General features: G+C 49.8%; 17 protein-coding genes and 1 CRISPR repeat array. Of the genes, 8 read left to right on the top strand and 9 right to left on the bottom strand.

Features of this window, described 5'->3' with window-relative positions:
• Window positions 1-3 precede the first annotated feature (3 nt).
• The gene (locus tag OXH18_RS10280) at window positions 4-942 is read right to left on the bottom strand and encodes an N-acetylmuramoyl-L-alanine amidase (protein ID WP_268612654.1); all 939 of its coding nucleotides are present in this window, start codon (window positions 940-942) and stop codon (window positions 4-6) included.
• A gap of 356 nt (window positions 943-1,298) precedes the next feature.
• On the opposite strand from OXH18_RS10280, the gene OXH18_RS10275 reads away from it, so the two are divergent.
• Window positions 1,299-2,282, top strand: a complete 984-nt coding sequence (locus tag OXH18_RS10275; protein WP_268612652.1) for an alpha-ketoacid dehydrogenase subunit beta — start codon at window positions 1,299-1,301, stop codon at window positions 2,280-2,282.
• An 82-nt stretch (window positions 2,283-2,364) separates the two neighbouring features.
• On the opposite strand, the gene OXH18_RS10270 is transcribed toward OXH18_RS10275, so the two are convergent.
• Window positions 2,365-3,567, bottom strand: coding sequence for a hypothetical protein (locus OXH18_RS10270; RefSeq protein ID WP_268612650.1), 1,203 nt, complete (start codon window positions 3,565-3,567; stop codon window positions 2,365-2,367).
• Window positions 3,568-3,907: 340 nt separating this feature from the next.
• Here OXH18_RS10270 and mazG point away from each other — a divergent pair, with 340 nt between their 5' ends.
• Together mazG and OXH18_RS10260 are read left to right on the top strand one after the other, a co-directional pair.
• Window positions 3,908-4,768, top strand: a complete 861-nt coding sequence (mazG, locus tag OXH18_RS10265) for a nucleoside triphosphate pyrophosphohydrolase (RefSeq protein WP_268612648.1) — start codon at window positions 3,908-3,910, stop codon at window positions 4,766-4,768.
• Window positions 4,769-5,068: 300 nt separating this feature from the next.
• Window positions 5,069-6,331: a CRISPR direct-repeat array (repeat unit 37 nt; unit sequence ATTTCAATTCACTCAAAACCCTTTCAGGGATTGAAAC).
• Window positions 6,332-6,414: 83 nt separating this feature from the next.
• Window positions 6,415-7,551 carry an ABC transporter permease gene (locus tag OXH18_RS10260; protein WP_268612646.1) on the top strand — a complete coding sequence of 379 codons (1,137 nt, stop codon included), beginning with the start codon at window positions 6,415-6,417 and terminating at the stop codon, window positions 7,549-7,551.
• Window positions 7,552-7,586: 35 nt separating this feature from the next.
• Here OXH18_RS10260 and OXH18_RS10255 read toward each other — a convergent pair whose 3' ends face one another.
• Entirely contained in the window at window positions 7,587-7,898 is a 312-nt protein-coding gene (locus tag OXH18_RS10255) for a TMEM14 family protein (RefSeq protein WP_315874646.1), read from the bottom strand.
• 87 nt (window positions 7,899-7,985) lie between these two features.
• Here OXH18_RS10255 and OXH18_RS10250 point away from each other — a divergent pair, with 87 nt between their 5' ends.
• Window positions 7,986-9,335 carry an ATP-binding protein gene (locus OXH18_RS10250; RefSeq protein WP_268612644.1) on the top strand — a complete coding sequence of 450 codons (1,350 nt, stop codon included), beginning with the start codon at window positions 7,986-7,988 and terminating at the stop codon, window positions 9,333-9,335.
• A gap of 364 nt (window positions 9,336-9,699) precedes the next feature.
• Here OXH18_RS10250 and OXH18_RS10245 read toward each other — a convergent pair whose 3' ends face one another.
• Complete coding sequence (locus OXH18_RS10245) at window positions 9,700-10,689, bottom strand: Gfo/Idh/MocA family protein (protein ID WP_268613159.1); 990 nt, start codon at window positions 10,687-10,689, stop codon at window positions 9,700-9,702.
• Window positions 10,690-11,238: 549 nt separating this feature from the next.
• Between OXH18_RS10245 and OXH18_RS10240 the strand changes: the two genes are divergently transcribed.
• Both OXH18_RS10240 and hisA read left to right on the top strand, forming a co-directional pair.
• Entirely contained in the window at window positions 11,239-11,901 is a 663-nt protein-coding gene (locus OXH18_RS10240; RefSeq protein WP_268612642.1) for a response regulator transcription factor, read from the top strand.
• A gap of 130 nt (window positions 11,902-12,031) precedes the next feature.
• Window positions 12,032-12,805 (top strand): 1-(5-phosphoribosyl)-5-[(5-phosphoribosylamino)methylideneamino]imidazole-4-carboxamide isomerase, encoded by a 774-nt coding sequence (gene hisA, locus OXH18_RS10235; protein WP_268612640.1) that lies wholly within the window; start codon window positions 12,032-12,034, stop codon window positions 12,803-12,805.
• 88 nt (window positions 12,806-12,893) lie between these two features.
• Here hisA and OXH18_RS10230 read toward each other — a convergent pair whose 3' ends face one another.
• Complete coding sequence (locus tag OXH18_RS10230; protein WP_268612638.1) at window positions 12,894-14,180, bottom strand: aminotransferase class I/II-fold pyridoxal phosphate-dependent enzyme; 1,287 nt, start codon at window positions 14,178-14,180, stop codon at window positions 12,894-12,896.
• Window positions 14,181-14,478: 298 nt separating this feature from the next.
• Window positions 14,479-15,618, bottom strand: coding sequence for an aromatic ring-hydroxylating dioxygenase subunit alpha (locus tag OXH18_RS10225; protein ID WP_268612636.1), 1,140 nt, complete (start codon window positions 15,616-15,618; stop codon window positions 14,479-14,481).
• Between the two features lie 332 nt (window positions 15,619-15,950).
• Between OXH18_RS10225 and OXH18_RS10220 the strand changes: the two genes are divergently transcribed.
• Window positions 15,951-17,171: an MFS transporter gene (locus OXH18_RS10220; RefSeq protein WP_268612634.1), complete on the top strand. Its 1,221-nt coding sequence runs from the start codon at window positions 15,951-15,953 to the stop codon at window positions 17,169-17,171.
• Window positions 17,172-17,255: 84 nt separating this feature from the next.
• On the opposite strand, the gene OXH18_RS10215 is transcribed toward OXH18_RS10220, so the two are convergent.
• On the bottom strand, window positions 17,256-18,011 hold the full coding sequence (locus tag OXH18_RS10215) for an aspartyl/asparaginyl beta-hydroxylase domain-containing protein (protein ID WP_268612632.1): 756 nt from the start codon (window positions 18,009-18,011) through the stop codon (window positions 17,256-17,258).
• Between the two features lie 34 nt (window positions 18,012-18,045).
• Window positions 18,046-19,746: a GH3 auxin-responsive promoter family protein gene (locus OXH18_RS10210; RefSeq protein WP_268612630.1), complete on the bottom strand. Its 1,701-nt coding sequence runs from the start codon at window positions 19,744-19,746 to the stop codon at window positions 18,046-18,048.
• A gap of 297 nt (window positions 19,747-20,043) precedes the next feature.
• On the opposite strand from OXH18_RS10210, the gene OXH18_RS10205 reads away from it, so the two are divergent.
• Entirely contained in the window at window positions 20,044-21,981 is a 1,938-nt protein-coding gene (locus tag OXH18_RS10205) for an ATP-binding cassette domain-containing protein (protein ID WP_268612628.1), read from the top strand.
• Window positions 21,982-22,179: 198 nt separating this feature from the next.
• Here the strand turns inward: OXH18_RS10205 and pgm are convergent, their stop codons facing one another.
• The gene (pgm, locus tag OXH18_RS10200) at window positions 22,180-23,841 is read right to left on the bottom strand and encodes a phosphoglucomutase (alpha-D-glucose-1,6-bisphosphate-dependent) (RefSeq protein ID WP_315874700.1); all 1,662 of its coding nucleotides are present in this window, start codon (window positions 23,839-23,841) and stop codon (window positions 22,180-22,182) included.
• Window positions 23,842-23,929: the final 88 nt, after the last annotated feature.

The raw sequence follows: 23,929 nt of genomic DNA, 5'->3' as shown, positions 1-23,929 counted from the left end.
ATATCATTGCGCCTGATTTGCTGTAGCAGGATGACGATTGGGATAGGCATGGAGATAAGTAAGAAATTGCTGGGCGTTAAAGCTGCGAGGGTCAATGCGTGATCCTGACTGGTCGATTGCCTGATGGGTTGTGATGCGATGCTCGGGAACAGAGGTTCGGGCAATCAGCCACGCAAGAGATTGGTACTGCTCGCGGGTGTAGCCACTGTGGCTTTGGGCATCATTATGTCCATCCGGCGGAGTTTCGAGGGAGATGTGATAAGCAAAATTGTTCACCGAAGGTGGAAACTTAGGGTCAGTGCGAACCGCTTCAGGTCCACTGCTGCTGTTGAAGACCGAATTGCCCGCTCCATAGGCCCGCTTTTCGGGAGGAACAATGTAAACGACGCCACCATTACGGCGAATGACAGTATGGTAGCTGACCTGATCTGCTTCGTTGGGATGGGGGGTTTGAAAGGTTTGAATAGCACTATCAGCCGTACCAACGGTTTCGTGCAGCACAATTAACCAATCGTTGCTGACAGGATTCCCAAAAATATCTGTCGCATACCGATCGCCGTAATTGGTTGGATCGGCCGCGGCTGTTTCCTGGGGCGGGGTATAGGCTGGCATGGCAGTGGGCACTGGTACAGTTGTCGTCGGCACTGGAGAAAGCGAAGAACTGGTCGCAGGTTGGGCTGGAGGGGGTGTTGCAGAAGCGGGAGATTCAGGGGTCACTGGTGGAGCAACCGAAGGAGACACCGGACTCAGGGTTTCGTCCCACTCGTTCATGGGCATAGGAGGTTGTACCTCAAGTGGAGTTGATTGATCACGGTCAGTGGCATCGCCGCGAGCAATCGCCCGAATGCCGCCGATCGCGACAACCGCCAGCAGTGTGGCTAGCGCCAACCCTAACATCCGCACTGCGATCGGTTGACTATTAAGTCGAATGTTAAATTTCATACCCTCACACCAATTTGTTTGATCATGCCGCACTTCACCCAAGACAGTGGTCTGCTGAGTTACAGGTTGGTTGAAATTCAGTGCCAATTCACACCCATACTGCATTACTTCTTTATTACTTTAATCCGTTGATCCAATCGGACACCTCTAACCGACGACCGTTCATTCATGAGAAAATGGCCACTTAACCGACGGCTTGCTTCTAAAGTCTTTACACAAAATCTTTACACAGATGTTGTGTCATGCCGAGAGCAGCGATCACCCTGTACCAATCTTGCCCCCTTAGCAGTTAAGATGCTTGTTTAAACAACCTTTCAACGGTGAAACGGGCAACTCTAACTTTCCTGGTTATATACATGGCAGAAACCCTTTTATTTAATGCACTCCGGGCTGCGATCGATGAAGAAATGGAACGTGATGCTACGGTTTTTGTCTTAGGCGAAGACGTAGGGCATTATGGCGGTTCCTACAAAGTCACCAAAGATCTTTACAAAAAGTATGGAGAACTGCGGGTACTGGATACGCCGATCGCCGAAAACAGCTTTACAGGGATGGCGGTTGGGGCCGCTATGACCGGACTACGGCCCATTATTGAAGGCATGAATATGGGCTTTCTGCTGTTAGCATTTAATCAAATTGCCAACAACGCCGGGATGTTGCGCTATACCTCTGGCGGTAACTACAAAATTCCGATGGTAATTCGTGGTCCAGGCGGCGTGGGGCGCCAACTGGGAGCCGAGCACTCGCAACGGCTGGAGGCCTATTTCCAAGGCGTACCAGGGCTGAAAATGGTGGCTTGCTCGACGCCCTACAACGCTAAAGGACTCTTGAAGGCCGCCATTCGTGATGACAATCCAGTGCTGTTTTTTGAGCATGTACTGCTCTACAACCTCAAAGAAGACCTGCCCGAAGAGGAATATATCTTACCGCTTGACAAAGCAGAAATTGTGCGTCACGGCAAAGATGTCACCATCCTCACCTACTCGCGGATGCGGCATCATTGCACCACGGCTTTAAAGACGCTAACGCAGCAGGGATATGATCCAGAAATCATTGATTTAATTTCGCTGAAACCGCTGGATTTTGATACAATCGGCGCTTCAGTTGCCAAAACTCATAAGGTCATCATTGTCGAAGAGTGTATGCGATCGGGTGGGATTGGGGCGGAACTGACAGCTTCGATCAACGATCGCTTTTTTGATGAACTCGATGCCCCGGTGTTGCGGTTGGCGTCTCAAGATATTCCCACACCTTACAATGGCACGCTGGAAAATTTGACAATCGTGCAGCCACCGCAAATTGTAGAAGCTGTCCAAAAAATGATGGCGTTACGGGTGTAAGCACGATCGCCACCACACCCGATTATTCTAGCTAGGCGGGGGCATAGAATGCAGCGAGGCCTTGCCCCTCACGTTTCTGTCTCTATCCATTTGGATTAGGAGCGGCGGTGATGCTCTCGGTGTTGCCCGCGCAAGACTCACCGGTATAGGAAAAGGTCGCCGTAATTTGGTAGGGTATGTTTTTGCCGGTGGGGTTTTCAAACGTGCTCGCTAAAATAGATTCACCAGCTACATTGTTGAAAAATTCATAGCCCGAACTGCGCAGAACCGTAAAATCACCAGCGGGTTTACCCTCTGCATCAATCACGACGCCAATATCGGTACTGACCGTGCGCTGAACCACTTCACACGCTTCGGCAGGAAAAGGGAGTTCGATCGCCGTCCTAGGAAATTGGTTGTTTTCGCCTACGTTTGAGAGGTTCACGCCTGCTGCTTCTAGCCCTTGCATCCACTGGGCCCAAGCTGATCCAGCATGATAATTTGGATCTTGCTCGGTTCCCGAGGGGTTATAGGCAAGCTGCCGTTGAATAGCGATCTCTCGTCGTCGTGCTTCTACATCTTGGCGCAAGGCGGCAATAATCTCTTCGTTAGAGCGGGCTGGGGCTGGGGCTTCTGGCACAGGAGACTCGGTGGTATCTGACTCGGTGGCTTCCTGATTGGCAGCGATGCGATCGTCACCGCGAGGTGGGTTCAAGCGTTCAGATGGAACTTCTAACGCTTCACTGCCCTCTGGCAAAATTGGCAATCCCCCTGGGCTTAGGGTAATGCGACGAGGGGCATCGTCGGTTTCAGTGGTTTCCGCTTCGGTTTCCGGTACAACGGGTGGTTGTTCTGGTGGTTTAGTGTCTGCTGGAGGCTGCTGAGCAACGGGCGGCGGCACTGGAACAGTCTGTGGAAAAATTGGGAAAGAAAAGTTCGGTAAGGGGACGTTAAACAGTGGATCGGAGAATAACCCGTCGGCCGGAGGAGGTGTTTTAGAGGCATCCGGAATCGGCAGGGGTGTCAATGTTCCCGGCAATGGCTCTTGAAATAGGGGCGGTAAATCCAGGCGGTCGTTGGAAAATTCTGGCAGGCGGCTTTGTTCTTCGGGGGTCAATTCTACTACTTCGACCGATCGCCGAATATCGGGTTCAGATTCGGTAAAAGCAGCGTGGGGCAAAACAGGAAGCACGGCAAATAGCAGTAAATGTACCCCAAAGGATGCAATCGCTGAGACGGCTGCTGGTTGCTGAAGCACCTGACGCACCCCGGGAGTTAGCTGTTTGATTGGAGTAGAGGAAGCCATAGACCGATTTCGCAAATCATCCACCTCAAAGATTCTATGCTTAGGCTAGCGAAAGTTGCTAACTGTCGGCGGCATCTGGGACAGGATTCTATAAATCTTTGATGAAATACTCTTCCACGGGAGCGATCGGGCGTCAGGACTGCTAAGTGAGCAACCCAGGACAATAAACAGGACAATAAAGACGATTGATTAAAACGTCTATTAAGACATACAGGACTAGTGCAATTAAAGGAAGAGCGGGTGGCAATGTCATGCAGAATGTTGCGCTGAGGGCAGGCGAACAACGGTACAATCCAAAGCGGGTTCAACACAAATCTTTAAGAAACGGTGGGGCCACACGATGCAAAATTCGTCTCTTGCTGTGTTGCAAAAATTGCAAGATTTGATTCAAGTGGTCGCCCGGTTGCGATCGCCTGATGAGGGCTGTCCGTGGGATTTAGCCCAAACACCACAGACGCTCATTCCCTATGTGCTGGAGGAAGTATACGAGGTGGTGGATGCGCTGCGGCAAGGAGACCCGGATGCTATTGCTGATGAGTTGGGTGATTTGTTGCTTCAGGTGGTTCTGCAAGCGCAAATTGCTAGTGAAGCGGGTCAATTTGATTTGGCAACCGTGGCGGCAAGCATTACTGAAAAGTTGATTCGTCGGCATCCACATGTGTTCGGTGATGTGGCGGTGGCCGATGTGGAGGCGGTTAAACAAAATTGGGAAGCCATTAAAGCGACGGAAGAACAAGATCGATCGCTCTCAGAAACGGCAACGGGTGAAACTTCGTTGGTTCCTCGGCTCAGTCGCTATGCTCGATCGCTGCCTCCACTGACAGCGGCGATGAAAATTTCACGCAAGGCGGCGGCGGCTGGGTTTGAATGGGAGACTGTACAGGGGGTGTGGGACAAGTTCCACGAGGAATTGGCTGAGTTTGAACAGGCACTGCAAACGGAAACAAAAGCCCATCAACAAGCGGAACTGGGCGATCTGTTATTTACGCTTGTGAATTTGGCTCGCTGGTACGATCTTGATCCGGATGAGGCGTTGAACAGCACTAATCAGCGCTTTATTAAACGGTTAATGTGCATTGAGACGGTGGCCGATCGCCCCCTGTCGGACTACAGTAGTGAAGAGTTGGATGCTCTTTGGCAACAGGCAAAAGCGCAACTGGCGAATGATGCGGTTCGTCTAATGAATGTCGATCAACCGTAGATATCTCTGAAACATTTGATGTCAAAACAATCTCAAAAGGGCAAGTTTGCGCGGAAGGGTAGGTGTTTAAAAGATGAGGGCAGTTGCAGGGCACTTCAGCCCAGAAGACACAAGGCTTTGAACCGATCGAGACTAATTAACCGATCCGCGCAAGGCTGGAAACGGTTGTCAAGTCTGGGGTTGAGGCGATCGATTTTTAAAAAAGTTGCATCGATTGAGGGCTGCGATGCTATGATGAGAGAAATCCGCGCAAGTGAACCTGGAAAACTAAATATAGTCCGGCTTCCAGAAGCCTGCCCTATTTCAATTCACTCAAAACCCTTTCAGGGATTGAAATTTAGATGACGTAGTGACAGCCGTTAAACAACAGGGTCTATTTCAATTCACTCAAAACCCTTTCAGGGATTGAAATTCTGTGCTCTCTAGCAGGTGCTCAATAATTGACCCTATTTCAATTCACTCAAAACCCTTTCAGGGATTGAAATCCTCAACATTGGACGAACAGGTACAGGAGAGGGAAATTTCAATTCACTCAAAACCCTTTCAGGGATTGAAATGAGGTAGTCCGGTAGCTTGGCAAGCATCCGGGCATTTCAATTCACTCAAAACCCTTTCAGGGATTGAAACGCAGCAGAGTGGGAGCAGCTAGAAAAATTTTCGATCGATTTCAATTCACTCAAAACCCTTTCAGGGATTGAAACCGGGGCATTGTGGTATATGCTTTCGGATGATGCGAATTTCAATTCACTCAAAACCCTTTCAGGGATTGAAACTGCTGATATTGCAGGCAACTTGGAAGTGAAGCCAGATTTCAATTCACTCAAAACCCTTTCAGGGATTGAAACCGTTCCCTGCCGACATTGAAGAAATGTACGGAAATGATTTCAATTCACTCAAAACCCTTTCAGGGATTGAAACAAATCAGATATGACTCTCAGACATATCCGGTTTTGATTTCAATTCACTCAAAACCCTTTCAGGGATTGAAACTGAGGTGCTAGAGAAATGGGCGGAGGTGGAGCGGCATTTCAATTCACTCAAAACCCTTTCAGGGATTGAAACTTTATCTGGGGGCTGACTTTGCCACACTGGGCTTATTTCAATTCACTCAAAACCCTTTCAGGGATTGAAACGATCGCCCGGGCGCATATTGCCATACATGGATGTATTTCAATTCACTCAAAACCCTTTCAGGGATTGAAACCGATCTAGCAAAAAAAGACAAAGAGAAGCGATCGATTTCAATTCACTCAAAACCCTTTCAGGGATTGAAACTCGTAAATTTGGGATTCACCTGGTTTCTGCTACCATTTCAATTCACTCAAAACCCTTTCAGGGATTGAAACCCAAAGGACGCAGTTTGCTGAAGTGGAAAATCAATGATTTCAATTCACTCAAAACCCTTTCAGGGATTGAAACTCCTACCGTGAGCTAGATGAGTATTTGGAGGGGGGGATTTCAATTCACTCAAAACCCTTTCAGGGATTGAAACCGCCAGCTTGAGGCGGCATATTTTCAGCAACGGCATTTCAATTCACTCAAAACCCTTTCAGGGATTGAAACATTTTGTTCTGGCAAGTCATGAAGATTCACACTAAGATCAACGTCAACATCAGTGATCGTTCTTTCATTACGACCTAGAACTTATGAAGTGGTGGCAGAAGCTTAAACGCAACTCGTTAGCTCGGTTTGGGGCCATTGTCCTGCTGATTTTCTATCTAACCGTCATCTTTGCCGAGTTTGTCGCTCCCTATGATCCCTATGGGTCACAAGCAGACGGCTCGTTGCTGCCTCCGACTCAAATTTATTGGCGCGATCAATCCGGACAATTCATTGGTCCGCACGTCTATCCCACAACCCAAGGGCCAGTGGACATTGACACAGGCGATCGGTTGCTAGAGGTCGATCGCAGTCAACCCTCGCGGCTCCGCTTGTTTGTGCCAGGCGAAGAATATCGCTTTCTGCGACTGCAACTGCCCATTCCCACTCGGTTCTCCCTCACTGATCCAGGCTTTCAGGACGTGACATTATTCCCTGGCATTCGGGGAAACCTACGGCTCTTTGGCACAGATGGCCCAGCCCGCATTAACCTGTTGGGCACAGATGAACAAGGGCGCGATCAGTTCAGCCGGCTGATCTATGGCGGTCGCATTAGCCTCAGCATTGGGATTGTCGGTATTCTCATTTCCTTCCCGCTCGGAATGTTAGTTGGAGGCATTTCCGGTTACTTTGGCGGGTTAGTAGACGCTGGACTCATGCGCATCGTAGAAGTGCTGATGACCATTCCGGGGATTTATTTACTAGTGGCATTGGCCGGGGTGTTGCCGCCGCAGTTGACCAATACCCAGCGGTTTTTGTTGATTGTTCTGATTACATCCTTCATTGGCTGGGCCGGATTGGCGCGCGTCATTCGCGGTCAGGTACTTTCCATTAAAGAGCGTGAATTTGTGCAAGCGGCCGAAGCAATGGGTGGGCGATCGATTTACATCATTTTGCGGCATGTGTTGCCCCAAACCGCAACCTATCTGATCATTGCGGCCACACTGGCCATCCCCAGTTTCATCATTGCCGAAGCCACCTTAAGCTTCATTGGATTAGGAATTCAGCAACCTGATCCATCCTGGGGAAATATGCTGTCGCTAGCGTCGAATGCATCCATTCTAGTGCTTCAGCCCTGGTTAGTTTGGTCACCAGCGGTGCTGATTGTCCTGACGGTGCTAGCGTTTAACTTATTGGGGGACGGCTTGCGGGATGCCCTCGACCCGCGCAGTACGCAACAATAGCAGTACGCAAACAGTACGCCACAATTGACTCCCCTTTATTGCCCCACCCATAACCCAATCAGCGCCAACACCCCTGCCAGGATCATCAACCCAGCGGGCATGAACGTACGAGTTTTCCAGAAGCGAACCGCAAACACTATTAACAAAACGATCGTAATCACCAGCGATAACGGCCAACCCCAGCCGAGTCCTTGTGCGTGGGCCACACCGCCAGCTATCAATAGCGCCCCGCTGATTAATCCAGCCATCAGCGAGGGTTTGCTTCTGGCATTGGCGTATCCTAGAATGCCACCCACCGCGGCCAAAAGCCCGTAGGCGATCGCGGCAATACTACTGATACTCATCATGTTCACTCATCCTGCTTAACTGATACCCTAAAGGGCAGTGTGCAAACTGCGTCTACGCGGTGAATACCGTTATCCGTTCCGAAACCCATGCCCGACTTTACGCCTCCTCCTCCGGTGCACGTTCCCATTGTTGCGGCGATCGATCTCCAGCGTCATGCGGCTTCTCTGCTACTGTATCAGGCTGTTTTGCAAAGTCCGATCGCTCAAACGTTTCTTAATTTATTGCAATTGTTGGCAACCTCCGAGCCAGATTTGTCCTGTTTACGCGCCTATGGTGATTGGTTCCATGCACAGGCAAGCGAGCAACTCAGTTGGCAAGAGCATCTCATTGGGCAACTTCTCACCGCCGACAATCCGTTTGCGCAACAGGCACATCGCCATCAGTTTGCCGAACTCGCTCCTAGCTTGGTTGCTGCCGCTCAGCAGGATCTCCGATCGCTCCATCAACTCTATCGCTGCGATGGAACTCAGATTAGCCAATGGGTGCAAGCCCAAGCCAACCTGCTAACTGCACCGATCGTCTGGCAACCTTCCTCAACAACGCCACTTGAACCAACCCTCTCTTTATTACGGCAGCAGCCAATTTGGGCACAGTTGCAAATCAGTCACGACTGGGGAACGCTGATTGAAGCGTTAGCAGCCCACTATCATCAATTTGGCAGTGGCGTGTTTGCGTCTTATCGAGCATTTCGCTGGCAAGACGGGCAGCTAGTTGGCATTGCGTATCCTGACCCGATTCACTTGAATGAACTCGTCGGCTACGAGCAGCAAAAAGCAACGTTACTGCAAAACACCGAAGCCTTGCTACGTGGCTATCCTGCCCTACATGTGTTACTGTATGGCAGTCGCGGGTCTGGTAAATCGTCGCTGGTAAAGGCGCTGTTGCCCGCCTATGGGGCCAGTGGATTACGTCTAGTGGAAGTGAGCAAAGCTGCTTTGAAGGATTTGCCAACGATCGTAGATATTCTGCGCAACGTACCGCAACGATTCATTATTTTTGTGGATGATTTGTCCTTTGAAGAAGACGATGATGCTTATAAAGCCCTAAAGGTAGTGCTGGAAGGAAATCTCACTGCCCGACCGCCCAATGTCGTCGTCTATGCCACCTCCAACCGTCGCCATTTAATTCGCGAGTTCTTTAGCGATCGCCCCCGCCCCAGTGAGGCTGATGAAATTCACCAGTGGGACACCGTGCAAGAAAAGCTGTCGTTTAGCGATCGGTTTGGTCTCACCCTCACCTTTGAACCAGTCGATCAAACTACGTATTTAGAGATTGTTCAGCATTTGGCTCAGCAGGCAGGACTCGCGATTGGTCCACAAGCATTAGAATTTCGTGCATTGCAGTGGGCCACTCGTCATAATGGGCGATCGGGCCGCACAGCGCGACAGTTTGTAGATTTTCTGTGCTCGGAAACTGCTATCTCACCCACAGCTTAAAGGCGATCTATACGAATGAACGGTAAATGCCTCTCATACCAAAAGAAATGATGACCGCAACAGATTCAGATCTCTCCTAGCCTTCCCTTAGTCAGGAGAGGTGCCGCCAGCAGTGGGGTAGTCCGGTATGAGTACTATTAACAATAACAATCCTTTAAACAGTTTGCGTGGAAATGCTGAAGACCCTTGCCACACTACAAATTTCAGCCCGCACTCTAAACCCCTCTCTCAACGTGGAAGGAGGACTTCAATCTGGCGCTCTTTCACCCTTTTGGGTCGAAGGGGTTGGGGAATGAGGGTGATCTGGCACAAAAAGTGTCCGAACTAGTGCATTGAGATGAACGTGTATTAAGATGAACGAGGCTCAAGGAACCGTCACCTTTGAAACATTGGCATACATATCGCTAAGGTCGGGTTGTTGCCACACTTGCCCATCTAAAGCCATTTGCTCAATTTGACTAGCCAAACGCAGCGCTTTAAGAGCTTGCTCGCCGCCCACCGAGGGTTGATTGCCACCTCGTACACAATGGACAAAGTGCTCAAGTTCGGCGTGGAGTGGCTCAATATTGCTGGTGTAAACCTTCTCAATTAATCCATCTTGGCGATAGAGCACCTGCCCATGATCGGTTAAGTAGTTTGCCGTGGTTTGACGATGAATCAGGATTTCGTTGTTGAGAAAATCAGCTTCAGTTAAAGAATTGCGGCAATGGGCGGCAATGCGGCGAATCTTGCGATGCGTAACTTTACTGGCGGTCAGGGTCGCAACAATACCATTCGCAAAGCCTAGAATGGCGGTGACATAATCTAAATATCCTGAATCAGCGGCACGGCTACCGCTGGCAGTTAGTCTCACCACTGGCGCACCCGCTAGCTCCAACATCAAATCAATGTCGTGAATCATCAGATCCAGCACGACCGATACATCGTTCGCTCGATCGGAATATGGACTCATGCGTTGAGCTTCAAGGGCCAACAGTTCTTCTGTTTTTAAAACCTTGCTGAGTTCTTGAAACGCCGGGTTGAAGCGCTCAATATGACCCACTTGCAAAATGCAATGAGATTCAGCAGCTGCATTCACCAGTAACTCGGCTTCGGCAATGCTAGCGGCGATTGGTTTTTCAATTAATACATGCACCCCCGCTTGCAGACAGTGCATTCCTACGGCATAGTGCAACCGGGTGGGAACAGCCACGCACACCGCATCCACATGAGGCAACAAGTCACGGTAATCTTCAAAAAATCGAACGCGATACTTGCTGGCTGTATCTAAACCGCGTTCCACATTAATATCCGAAATGCCAACTAGCTCAACATCCTTCAATAAACTGAGGACGCGAGCATGATGTTGACCCATGTTGCCAACGCCAATAACACCAATCCGAATGGGATCTGGATGATGGCGATGAGCGCTCGTTTGTTCTAGCGAAAGATTGTCTTGCACGCCTGCGATCTCCTACACCACAGAAACCAATTGGGTTAATTTCTAGCCGTCGAAAACCAACCAGATAGTACTATGTCCGTTCTCATGTAAAGAATTTTTACAGTATGTCTAGGTTGGTAATGGCTTGCGATCGCCCTCATTCTCGTTGTTGCTCGACCCTGCAACAGAGGCAAATGTGTCAGTTTTTCTCCTGTCCATCGCATTTCAGGTCTCTCTAACGATCGAAAACTTTGTTATTTCTTAATATTTATACAAATACCGTAACTAACTTTATTGAATAACGTTTCTAATTAATACGCCTCTACAGATAGAAGGAAACCGAATCGGTTGATATTGGCTTAGGCTAGGATTAGAACTCATACAGAGACGAGTCTTTTGGGTTGTGCCAAGTCAAAGCATCTAACTCTGAATTTGCTGAGCCTTTGTGCTCTTTTACGTCTTCCTATCGCGTTTGCTACCTCCATGCCACTGACCATTCTTGTTGCTGATGATGACCTGGGAACGCGACTGTCGATTAGCGACTACCTTGAGCTGTGTGGATATTCGGTCGTTTCCGCAGAAAACGGTCGAAAAGCTTTGGAAATGGTGCAGCAATATCAGCCGCATCTCGTTGTGACAGACATCACCATGCCGTTAATGGATGGTTATGAGTTGGTACGACAAGTGCGCCGACAGCCAACCTTTCGTCTGTTGCCCGTAATTTTCTTGACAGCGCGGACCAATGTAGAAGAACGGATTCGGGCTTACCAATTGGGGTGTGATGTTTATTTGCCCAAACCGTTTGAACTCGAGGAGTTGGGTGCAATCGTTCGTAATCTATTGGAACGCTCTCAGTTGATTGAGTCGGAATGGCGGCTACGAGTGCGACCCAATGACTCTGAAGAACCGCGTCTGCCGGATGCGATCGCTACACAGGTTGCATTACTAACGTTGGATTTAACCCCCAGAGAACAAGAAGTGCTGGCGGTGCTAGTGCAAGGCTTATCCAACATTCAAATTGGCGAACGACTTCACCTCAGCCCGCGCACCGTCGAAAAACATGTCAGTAGCTTGCTTCGCAAAACAGATACCAACAACCGGGCAGAGTTGGTGCGGTATGCAATTGAGCATCATCTGGTGGAGTAAAGGGAAAAGGATGAAGGCTATGAGGGTGGACGGCCCTATTTCTGCCCTATTTCTAACCAGTGGTGGGTTCCTTTTACCTTTTACCTTCTTTGTGAATACAGTAGGGAAAGTGAAACTTAGGACGTAAATTATGGATGTTATTCCCGCGATCGATCTGCTAGAGGGCCAGTGTGTGCGGCTGTATCAAGGGGATTATGCGCAATCACAGGTGTTTGATGACAATCCGGTGGCAGTCGCCCAGCAATGGGCAGAACAGGGCGCGACTTGGCTGCATTTAGTAGATTTGGATGGAGCAAAAGCTGGCCACCCAGTGAACCAGCAGGCAATCGCGGCAATTGTGCGATCGGTTGAGATCCCTGTGCAGGTGGGGGGGGGCTTGCGCGATCGATCGGCCGTGGCAGATCTGCTGGCGCTGGGCGTGCGTCGAGTCATTTTGGGAACCGTGGCTGTAGAGCAACCGGAATTAGTCGAGCACCTGTGCCAAGAATTTCCTGGTCAAATTGTGGTAGGCATTGATGCCCGCAACGGCAAGGTAGCGACTCGGGGTTGGTTGGAAACCTCAGACGTTGAAGCCGTAACGTTGGCTCAGCAAATGGCCGCCGCCGGAGTGGCTGCCATTATTTATACAGATATTCACCGAGACGGAACGCTGCAAGGCCCCAATAAGGGTGCTTTGCGCGCATTAGCCAGTGCCGTGGCTGTTCCTGTGATTGCGTCGGGCGGCATCAGTTCTACCTCTGATCTCCTCAGCCTCTTGTCGCTGGAGCCGTTAGGTGTGACGGGGGCGATCGTCGGCCGGGCTTTATATACGGGGGCGGTTTCTTTGAAAGAAGCAATCCGTGCCGTGGGGCAAGGCCGTTGGCAGGATGTGCCCCCTGATTTTGGCTCCTCAACGTTGACCTGATCCAGAGAGGCGAAGCGTGACACCGCAATAGCTGCAACTATTGGAATGGGTGCTATGGAGAGGCTGCTACCAATGCTTCGCCCCTGCTTCAGGCGCTAATGGTCGTAGTTTTGTTATAAATGGCATCGCGTACTTCAGCCATGCCCGCCACCAACCGATCGATTTCATCTTTCGTATGCAACGCATTAGCGGTGATGCGCAGACGAGGCTTGGCAATAAACCAGATTGGTGACACCCAAATGCCATGATCATGCATCAGCTTGCGAGCGAAGTACTTGGGATTGATTTCGGGCGGCAAAATCACAGGAATCACATTGGTTTCGCCGATCGCATCAAACTCATGTTCAAGCAGCAGCGCGCGGAGGTACTTGGTATTTTCCTGGAGACGCTGCACCAATTCAGGATGCTGCCGCACTTGGCGAATGCTTTCTAGGGCGGCGGCGGTGGTGGGCGCTGGCAAAGAAATGGTGCCGATCGAGGTCGGCGAACAGTTGAGTAAGGGAATCAGTTCGGCTACATGGCTGCTGATGGCGGCCCCGGCCGAGGCTGCGAACTTAGAGAAGGTGGTCATAATGAGCGGAGAAATACCGCGTTCGATCGCCTGCTGCGGCAACAGCCCAAAGTGCTCATAAATCCCACCGCCTGACGCCCCCAACGCCCCGCTAGCGTGGGCCTCATCCATCACTAACACACTGCCATCATAGTTCGACAGGATATCGATCATGTCGGGCAATGGCGCAATGTCACCATCCATCGAGAAGACCGCATCCGAAACAACCATGATCCGGTCATCCGGTCGGGCATAGCGCTTTAGCTTGCGAGCAAAATCCTCCATATCACAATGGCGATAGGCACGAATCCGCACACGAGGACTGTGGCTAAACAGCTTACCCGATCGATTGCCGGCATTTGCCAGCGCGGAGACAATACAGCCATGATTTAAAACATCCGTTAGAATCAATGTCTCACGAGTATTTTGAAACCCGGGCACCGGAATGGCTAAATGACAAAAGGCATCCATCAACGCTTGCATCGCCATCCAAGCATTCAAAAATAGTTGAGTGTAGGGCAAATGCTTGAAGGCAGAAATTTCTCGCTCAAGCTGACGATGCAGATCGATGCGACCGCTGAGGGGGCCGGTAGAGCTGTTGGACGTGCCATACTGCATGATGGCATCAATCGCAGCTTGTTGAACCGCTTTGTTTTGAACTAACCCCAGAACGTCATTGGTGCAAAACGTTAAAACCGTTCGACGAGTGCTGGTGGCTGCTTCTTCAATATCAACCAGATTTCCTTGTCTGGCATAGCAGACGTACTCATCTGGTAAAAGCCCGTTTTCGTCTACGCGCTGAATGTATTCCTTGACAACTTGCACAGTAAACTCCCCTCACCTTAAGTTCGTTGAAACCGCTGATTACGTTGGTGACTGAACTGCAACCATCTCAACGAGGCACAGCAATTCAGATCGAAGCCCATCGCCAGACTTATATAAAGATCAATATCCTCACTGTTGGAGTCACTTCGTCACTACTGAGTTATGAAGTCTCAATGCAAAAAAATTTACTCACCAGATTGCCACAGATTGAAATCCTCAAACATTTGTATTGGTACAGTTACACCACAGTCACATCCAACGATCGCTCTATCAATTCAGCTTGTCAACAACTCATGAGTCAACCGCGCTCTGTGGAAACAGATGTTGCCAACCCAGCGATCGGTGCAGAGGTGTGTGAACTCTGCTGTGAATGAAATGGCGATTGACTAGATTGTTGCACAAAAGTTTCATATTGCCGGACAATTATTCGCTGAAGCGCGATAATCGCTGGGTTCACCTCTACATAACGGCGATTGGGGTTAGCACGATATGTCCGCTGTTCACTTTCCATCATGCCAACATCTTGTTCCAAAAACCGCATGAATAAGAACCGTCGCACCAATGGAACCATCACTGGCTTGATTGTACGAAGCAACCACTTTGGCAGGCGAATCTTGGGCAAAAATAGCAGCGAGAACGATCGCGTTTCGTTTGGGCCAACGGGCAAGCGCATCAAATAGAGCGACGACACCCCTTCCATTGTGCTGTGGTAGTGCGGATATTGATAGTGAATTGAAACGGTGCGAGTGGTTACGCCTGATCCATCTCGATCGATCCCCAAAAAGCGGGTGAGAATTCCCTGATAGGAGACGCGATAATCAGCTTTGACAAAATCATCACCGTCTTGCAACTTCAGCAAGATTGGATCAAACCAACCTTGCAGGTTTTTGTGCAAGAACCCATGAAACACATCCATAGTGTTTTCGTTACAGATGGAAAAATGCGCCCTGAATACACCCGTGATGGGAATCATCAGACAATTTGGATCAGCATATTCCGGCACATCTGGAATTTGCCGTTCGGTTGCCAAGGTTGGATCACCCGGAAACACCCAAATCACACTGTAACGGTCTTCTGCCGGATAGCTACGCGCCTGCGCGCATGGCAGCTTCTGTTCCTTGGGGAAATAGGGAATGTTGACGCATTGACCGTCACCATCAAATTCCCAACCGTGATAGGGACAGACAATTCGATCGCCCTGAATCTCGCCGAGATGCAGTTCAATGCCTTTGTGGGGGCAGGCATTTTCCAGGGCATGAACCTGACCGTGATTGTCTCGATAAACGGCGATCGATTTTTGCCAAATTGTCACAGGTATCACTTCACCTGGCTTTAGCGTATTAGCCCAAGCGACAGGATACCAATTGTTTTCATTAATACCAACCTCACGAACTTTGTTCTGGATTGTCTGACTCTTAAGGGTGACTGCCAGTTCCATCGATGCTTAACCTAAACCCAACGTGAGAGATCTTTACAATACCGCTTCAAGTTCTGTCCCCTAGACGGCTGTGTGCCACTTTACTACGAACCTTATGCATCTGAACAGTTCATTCTTGCTGCATCTCACAAACTCTCAAGATATTCTTATAACCTCTATCTTTATGACATCCGCTAAAGCGATTTTGTTCTTCTGTACCAGATTTTGAAATAGTTCTTGCATCTGGTTCTAAACCGCCACTGCACCTTGACTAGGACACTCGTCACCGATTGCGATTACTGTCCTATGGCGGAACAGAGAGTTCAGCCCAGTCTTCTATCGTAGGAGTACTCTTGAAAAAATGGGTTATGCTCCCTGTTGGTAAAACGTCTCGAACAGGAATCTTCAGAACTGCTGCTTGGAACCACCGCCAGCAGCTTCTAATTTTGTTGGCGGCCGGCTGCTTAACCACTATGACAGGTGGGGTAGTTTCTCCAGTATTGCCCGAAATGGTGCAGCAGCTTCAGCTTGATCCACGCTGGGCCGGAACCCTGGTTAGTCTTCATGCCCTGACCTCGGCACTTTGTACACCGTTGATGGGTCTTGTGGCCGATCGCGTCGGTAAGTTGAAAGTGTTGATTCCTTGCCTGATGCTTTATGCCGTATTTGGCGTATCGACGGCGTTTTTTACGCACATGCCCCTGTTGCTAGCAAGTCGTGGGCTGTTGGGAGCAGCCAGCGGTGGAGTAGCGGCGGCAACGATCGGCTTACTGGGCGGTATGTATGACGGAGAAGCTCGATCGCGAATTTTGGGCTATGCCACCAGTATCATGACGACCTCGGCAATCTTCTTTCCGCTATTGGGGGGTTGGGCTGGGGGTATGGGTTGGCAGTATGCTTTTTATCTTTATGGGCTGGGGCTGCCGCTGGCGGTTGTGGCTGCCTTCAGCTTGAGGGAGCGGCGGGGGCGATCGCCCTCCATTCTGGGTGATGGCAACCAGACCCAGCAATTGCAAGAACTGCTCCGCAATCCTAACATCATCGCGCTGTACCTATTTATTGGTGCAGCCGCCATGATTGTCTATGCAGTTGTCATTTATACACCGCTGTATTTAAAGCAAGCCATTGGTGCAGAGCCAGAATTAAATGGCCTAGTGCTAGCCGTTCGGTTGGTGGGAGCGGCGATCGTTTCAGCGTTTGGAGCCAGCCGCATTGCCCGTCGTATGGGACGAAACCGTGCCATTGCATTTGGCTTCAGCCTCATGTCGATGACCCTAGTAACGATTCCCTTCCTCACCCAACTTTATCTGATCCTCCCTACCGCCATTTTGTTTGGAGCCGGATTTGGCATCATCACTCCTAATCTCTACGATAAGCTAGCAGATCTATCCCCTGCAGATTCTAAAACAACCGTGCTAGCGATCGGCACGGGGTTTAATTCCTTGGGGCAATTTGCTTCCCCTGTCATTTTGGGTCCCATTTGGAAGTACGCTGGCTTGCCACCTGTGTTTTATGCGGCTGGAGTGATTGCAGCGGCTGCCAGCTTTGTCAGTTTGGCGCAGGCAAAGAAGTAGGGATTGGGGAACTGGGGATCAGGGATTGGGGTTGGTTTCGATCAGCAACGCCGGCACTAATCCTTTTTCCGGTTCCCGGCTTCCCTATCGCAGCATTTTTTCAAATTGTTGTTCCCAACTTTCGTGATTGCCCTTAGCAACTTGAACGATCGGCGAAATGCCAACCAGACTATTTACAAGCCAGTTCACCAATGACAGCGGAAATTTTAGCGGCCGGGCAATGTCTAGAAATAGTACAACACGATAATCGTTGGTATCGTTGCGGACTTCATGGGGAAAGGTATCGTCAAAGAACAGGGTTTTGCCTTCTTCCCAATGGGCTATCTGATCGGCAACGCGAATCCAACAGTTTTCTTTAGGCTCAGGAACTTTCAGGGCTAAGTGACAGCGAATCAGTCCTTTGTGCTTGCCGCGATGTTCAGGAATATGTTTGCCAGGGGCCAAGATGGAGAAAAAGGCCACCTTCAATCCGGGGATTTTTTGTAGCAGCTTGGCCGTTTCAGGGCAGCGCTCACAGTTTGTTTGCGATCGATAGCCAAAAGCACAGAAGAAAAATGTTTTCCACAGATTATCTGGCGAGATGCGGTGTTGCCGAGGTGAAATGTCTTGAAAGTTGGGCAATGCATCGGCATAGACCATAATTTGGTCGAGTTCCTGACGAATGACCTGCCAGTTGGCTTCTAGCTCTTCTGCCCACGGAAAATAGTCCTTTGAAAAGAACACGGAATCGCCAACCAGCGAATAGTGTGGAACTAGGGCTTCTATCTTTTTAACGAAAGCAAATTTCTCAGGGCGAATACTTTCAATTTTGTTTAGTTTCTCTTGTAGGATTCCTTTCATAAACTCCTCACTGTGTGATTAAACAGGCTAAAAGCTAAAAGTATCTGGCCCAATCATCTTTAACTTCTTCTACCTCCACCTCTTGTTCAATTGTCAATCCCGCTAGAAACTGTCGATCGTTGCTGATGTGAGGAAACTTCAATTGAGATTCGGGAATACCACGTTGTAGTAACCGTTGGCGAAGGATAGCGAAACTACCAGGGGCTAAAATGCGCAAACGGGGTGCGGGAATTTGATCGGGACGTTTAATAGCATAGGAGGTATGAATGGCTTGCAAATGGCGATCGAACTGGTGAATAAAGCTGACTGGATCTGGTAACAGCGATCCGGGTGCAAGTTCAATATTGACCAAGTAATGGGGGGGAATGTCTTGTTCAGACAAGGTGATACAAAAGTTTTCCAACGTGACGTGAAATTCTTGCTGAAGTTGTTGCATGACCTGCATCACGTGAAATTCAGTTGTCTTCTCGGTGATCGATGACAGCATTCCGCCCAAGCGATGCCGAAACACAATGATGGGGGCTTGATTGTAGAACCCTAATACTTCCACCACATCGCCAATGTCGTAGCGATAAAGCCCGTTGTAGTTGGTGACTAAAATTCGATAGCATTGGCTGGGAATCACTTCGCTAGCTAACACCGTTTGAGGTTGGCTAACGTACCACTGATCCTCGGGAATGAACTCAAAAAACCCAGTATCGATCGCCAAAATGGCTCCATCTTGGTTGAAGTCGTAATAGCTGCCGAAAGCGGCTTCAGACGAGGCATATAGCCCGCCAAAAATTGGAGTATTTCCAAAATAAGCGGGAAAGCGCTCAAAGTAGAAATTAGATGTGCCGCCCCGTGCAGTGATAAGCAGTGACAAGTTCCAAGCCGATCGCGGGGTTAAACGTCCTTCAGTTTTAAGAATATGCCGGAGTTCGGCAGCGCGGTTGGGGTTGGGAAACCACCGTCGCTCTAGCTTGGCTCGTAGTTCCGGCTCTAGCTTTAACCAGGAGGCAATTTCTCCCGTTTCGAGATCGTGAATCAAGTCGTCGGCATAGGATTCCAAATAATCGGCTAATCTCAGGGCTAACACAGGGAAATTAGCCCCAATCACGCGAGTCTGGGGATCGCCAAGGGCAAATAGCAGGCAGACATAATGACGCGCCAAGCTATCGGCAGGTTTCAGCGCATCAAATGGATGCGCAAAGACTTGACGATATAACGTGCTGTTGAGGCGTAAATCTCCCGCACTGATGGGCCCGTAAGGAATACCGCTGCTGGTGTGACCCACCAATTGCAACGAACTAGTCAACAGCATTTTTCCCAAGGGGCGCTGATGACGCTGGGCTGCTTCAGCAATGAATCCGGCACTGACTTGATTGACGTAACTGCGAAACCGTCGCGATCGGGGCGTAATCGGAATCAGCTTCTGCTTTCCAGTCGAGCCACTCGTTAAACTCAGGTAAATCACCGGATCAGGAGTCAGGATATTGCGCTCGCCTTTGGCAATGCGATCGATGTAGGGTTCGTAGTCGCTGTAGGAAGAAATGGGGACGCGATCGCGAAATTGATCGATCGTTTTTATGTCCACCAACCCTAGTTCACGTCCAAACTCCGTTTGGCAGTGTGCTTGCAGCAATGTGCGCAAAAAAGCATCTTGAGCGGCTTCGGCGTGATGAGTTTGACGAATAAACCGTGTCTTGACTTGTTTAGAAACCGCTGCCGCCAACGATAGCATCAACGTGGACATGAGATGAATTACTTGGAGTAAGGGGAACACACGGCAATGGCTGGCATAAACTTCTAGGTTTTTACCAGGTTTTTATACGTTTAATACTAAAAAAGCGTAGTAGAAGAATGGACTAATGCAAGCCGCGAGTAGACACAAAATAAACTGTCGGAAACTTGTCAGAAACTGTCGGGAACCCAACGTCCTAAAAGCATCTAGAGGTTAACGAAAGCAGGAAGAGAGATCAGAGATAGGGGAGATACCATTGACGCTCGATCGCAAACATTTGATAATTACTCTCATTTAATAGGCTAAGGAATGACCCCTACTCATCGAGTCCCGATCTGGCAACTGCTGTGGCACATGATTCACTATGCCCTGAAGCTGTATTTACTAGATAGCTTCCTGTGGATGTTTATTATGGGGTTGCCTGCCATTCCTGGGTTAATCATTCAAGCCTTCTTCAATACGCTCACTGGTGAATCTCAATTAAATCTATCACCAATCGCCCTAATTGCTCTTTTCATTGCCACAGGTTTGGCCCGCATCGTTGCCATTTTTATTGGACGTATTACTAAAACGCAGCATCGCTTCACCATGAGTTCCCTGTTGCAGCACAACTTACTCGCTCAGTTGCTACGGCGTCCTGGAGCACAACCGCTAGTGTTACCCAATCACAGCAAACCTGTTGCACTAGGTGAAGTGATCAGCTTTTTTCGAGAAGATGCGGCTCAAATTGAAGACAATGTGGTGGGAACCAATGAAGTGTTTGGTAATGGCGTATTTGCCGTTATATCACTGCTGATTCTCATGAGCGTGAATGTCCAATTGACGCTGTTTGTGGTTTTGCCACTAGTGGCGATTGCTGCAATTGTCCAACGAGCCGAACTGCGCATTAAAAACTATCGTCGGGTTAGCCGCCAAGCCACGCAGCAAGTGACGGGGCACATCGGTGAAATGTTTAATGCCATCCAAGCGATTCAGGTAGCTGGGGCTGAAGTCGCTGTGCTCGATCGCTTGCGACAACTAAACGAGCAACGCCGCCAAGTGATGGTACGCGATCACGTTTTCACGGCTCTACTAAATTCCGTTCTAGAAAATTTGGTCAATGTAGGTACAGGGCTAATTCTGTTGATCGCGGCTCAATTTCTGGCGAGGGGCGAGGCAACGCTAACCGTTGGAGATTTTGCCTTATTCGTTTACTATCTGTCTTTTGTGACCGAGTTTTTGTGGTACCTCGGTGGCTTTTTGGCATTGTCAAAGCAAACGGAAGTATCCTTTGAGCGGATGACTGCGTTGATTACAGCAGATAATTCTTTTCAACCATCGCAAAGCAATCACCCCTCTCCTAGTCAAGATACAGTGTTAACTAAACCAAATACCCAAAAAGATACAACTTCCGACCTGGCACTTGTTGCTCCTGAACCACTTTATCTCAACGATCTGTGGGGGCGTTCTCCTGGGTTGCCACCTCTAGATCAACCCCTCGAAGACGAGACATTGCCGTTGCAAGAACTGGTGGTTACAAATCTCACCTATCGTTACTCTGCTGCTCGATCGCCCGATCGCGGTATTTTTGATATTCATTTCACCCTGAAGCGCGGTAGCTTGACGGTGATTACGGGACGAGTTGGCTCAGGCAAAACGACTTTATTGCGGGTGTTGTTAGGATTATTACCAAAGCAGGCAGGGGAGATCTATTGGAATCAACGGTTGGTTCTCGATCCGGCTACTTTTTTTGTGCCGCCCCGCAGTGCTTATACACCACAGGTGCCGCAATTGTTTAGCCATACGCTTCGGGAGAATTTGCTACTGGGGTTGCATCGGGATGATACGTCCTTAAAAGAGGCGATCGAGTTAGCCGTGTTTGATGCTGACTTGGCAACGATGGCACATGGATTAGAAACCGCAGTGGGTCCAAAAGGAATGCGGCTGTCTGGCGGACAGTTACAACGGGCAGCAGCGGCACGGATGTTTGTGCGCCGATCGGAATTACTGGTGTTTGATGATCTTTCTAGTGCATTGGATGTGAACACCGAGGCGCAATTGTGGTCTCGCCTTTTGTCCAGGCGAACGCCTGGACTGTCCTCATCTGTAAATTCAGCCTCGAAGGTCGATCGAGCTTGGAACCCTACTTGTCTGGTCGTGTCCCACCGCCCTACCATTCTGCATCATGCCGATCACATCATCGTGCTAAGCGATGGACGAATTGAAGCAGAGGGCACACTAGAGGATGTGAAGTCGTATTTGGGCTGAAGAGGTTGGCGCTGGCAAGGGTAGGGAGTGAGGGCTGACGGCCAACTCCTGATTAACTAGCCAACCTCATACTGCCCTCACCTTACGTCCCTCTCTGGCTTTGGGAGAGGGACATTGAAATATAGCCCACTTTCCGATCTGGAAGGCGAAATAGATGAAGCATCAATGGGATAACCCATTAGCTGGATGCTGAATTGCCTACATGGCACTGCTGACAATCTGTTCGGCTTCGGTGATGATTGCGCTAAGATGCTCCTCGCTCTTAAAGCTTTCAGCATACAGCTTGTAAACATTTTCAGTCCCAGACGGGCGAGCAGCAAACCAGCCATTGTCGGTGGTGACTTTCAAGCCGCCGATCGCCGCATCGTTGCCAGGGGCTTTGGTCAATTTGGCCGTGATTGGCTCTCCTGCTAGCGTTGATGCTTTCACGTCTTCGGCAGAGAGCTTGCTCAACTTGGCTTTTAGTTCGGGTGAAGCTGGCGAGTCTACGCGGGTGTAATATGGTTTGCCCAAACGATCGGTCAGGTCTTGATAATGTAGCCCTGGATCTTTGCCTGTTTTAGCCGTAATTTCGGCCGCTAGCAGATCCATGATGATGCCATCTTTGTCGGTCGTCCAAACCGTGCCGTTTTTCCGCAGGAAGGAAGCTCCTGCACTTTCTTCGCCCCCAAACCCAAAGGAGCCATCCAATAGTCCTGCTACAAACCACTTGAAGCCAACTGGCACTTCGCAGAGTTGTCGCCCAATGTCCTTCGCCACCCGATCGATCATGCTGCTACTGACAAGGGTTTTCCCAATGGCGCTATTAGCTGGCCAATTGGCGCGACTGGTGAACAAATAGCGAATGGCCACCGACAGAAAATGATTAGGGTTCATTAAGCCCACGCTGGGGGTAACAATCCCATGGCGATCGGAATCGGTGTCGTTGCCAAAAGCAATATCATAGTCGTCTTTCACGTTCACCAAGCTAGCCATAGCGTAGGGCGAAGAACAATCCATGCGAATTTTGCCGTCCCAGTCTACGGTCATGAAGCTGAAGGTGGGATCGATCGTGCGATTGACAATGGTCAGGTTGAGTCCATATCGATTGGCGATCGGCTCCCAGTAGGCAATATTAGAGCTACCGAGCGGATCAACCCCGATGCGAATGTCGGCTGTCCGAATCGCCTCGAGATCAATAATGGTCTCTAGATCATTCACATAGGGCGTGATGTAGTCATAAATGTGCGTGGTGGAAGCCTTCAGTGCCGATTCATAAGGCATCCGCTGCACCTCTTTATTGCCGTTTGCCATCAACTCGTTGGCCCGTTCCTGAATCCATTTCGTGATTTCGGGGTCTGCTGGGCCACCAGAGGATGGATTATACTTAAAGCCACCGTCACTCGGAGGGTTGTGGGAGGGCGTGATGATGATGCCATCCGCTAAGCCGTTGGTTCGACCTTGGTTATAGGTCAAGATGGCATGAGACACAACCGGGGTAGGAGTATACTGCGCGTAGCCCTCTGTCGGAGCCATGTAGACGTCAATGCCGTGTGCTGCTAGTACTTCCAAAGCCGTCTTTTGGGCAGGGCCGGAAAGGGCATGGGAATCCATCCCCATATATAGTGGCCCATCAATGCCTTTGCTGCGACGATATTCTGCCACCGCTTGCGACACAGCCAGGATGTGATCTTCGTTGAATGTGCCGTTGGCAGCCGAACCTCGATGCCCTGACGTACCAAAGCTCACTTTTTGTAGGGGGTTGGTTGGTTCAGGATGAATGGTGTAGTATTCCTGCAACAGCTTGGCAACGTCAATCAAGCTATCGGCGGGGGCAGGCTTGCCTGCAAGGGGGCTAATCTTTTCATCGACTGTCTGCATGTCGCTGTCTCCATATCCCGTCATGGTTTTGCCATGTCCAGAATAACGTGAAATCCTCCGAATCCTAAGTGCCCCTACTCACTTCGCC

Source organism: Thermocoleostomius sinensis A174, from assembly GCF_026802175.1.
Classification (GTDB): Bacteria; Cyanobacteriota; Cyanobacteriia; order Elainellales; family Elainellaceae; genus Thermocoleostomius; species Thermocoleostomius sinensis.
The sequence above is the reverse complement of the archived record's forward strand: the minus strand, read 5'-3'. Positions and strand labels throughout refer to the sequence as shown.

Bases quoted from the DNA above. Each gene is read 5' to 3' on its own strand.
- OXH18_RS10280 (WP_268612654.1), bottom strand. From the start codon at position 942: ATGAAATTTAACATTCGACTTAATAGTCAACCGATCGCAGTGCGGATG.
- hisA (WP_268612640.1), top strand. From the start codon at position 12,032: ATGGATGTTATTCCCGCGATCGATCTGCTAGAGGGCCAGTGTGTGCGG.
- OXH18_RS10225 (WP_268612636.1), bottom strand. From the start codon at position 15,618: ATGGAACTGGCAGTCACCCTTAAGAGTCAGACAATCCAGAACAAAGTT.
- OXH18_RS10275 (WP_268612652.1), top strand. From the start codon at position 1,299: ATGGCAGAAACCCTTTTATTTAATGCACTCCGGGCTGCGATCGATGAA.
- OXH18_RS10205 (WP_268612628.1), top strand. From the start codon at position 20,044: ATGACCCCTACTCATCGAGTCCCGATCTGGCAACTGCTGTGGCACATG.
- OXH18_RS10255 (WP_315874646.1), bottom strand. From the start codon at position 7,898: ATGATGAGTATCAGTAGTATTGCCGCGATCGCCTACGGGCTTTTGGCC.
- OXH18_RS10245 (WP_268613159.1), bottom strand. From the start codon at position 10,689: ATGGGTCAACATCATGCTCGCGTCCTCAGTTTATTGAAGGATGTTGAG.
- OXH18_RS10215 (WP_268612632.1), bottom strand. From the start codon at position 18,011: ATGAAAGGAATCCTACAAGAGAAACTAAACAAAATTGAAAGTATTCGC.
- OXH18_RS10210 (WP_268612630.1), bottom strand. From the start codon at position 19,746: ATGTCCACGTTGATGCTATCGTTGGCGGCAGCGGTTTCTAAACAAGTC.
- OXH18_RS10240 (WP_268612642.1), top strand. From the start codon at position 11,239: ATGCCACTGACCATTCTTGTTGCTGATGATGACCTGGGAACGCGACTG.
- OXH18_RS10270 (WP_268612650.1), bottom strand. From the start codon at position 3,567: ATGGCTTCCTCTACTCCAATCAAACAGCTAACTCCCGGGGTGCGTCAG.
- mazG (WP_268612648.1), top strand. From the start codon at position 3,908: ATGCAAAATTCGTCTCTTGCTGTGTTGCAAAAATTGCAAGATTTGATT.
- OXH18_RS10250 (WP_268612644.1), top strand. From the start codon at position 7,986: ATGCCCGACTTTACGCCTCCTCCTCCGGTGCACGTTCCCATTGTTGCG.
- pgm (WP_315874700.1), bottom strand. From the start codon at position 23,841: ATGCAGACAGTCGATGAAAAGATTAGCCCCCTTGCAGGCAAGCCTGCC.
- OXH18_RS10260 (WP_268612646.1), top strand. From the start codon at position 6,415: ATGAAGTGGTGGCAGAAGCTTAAACGCAACTCGTTAGCTCGGTTTGGG.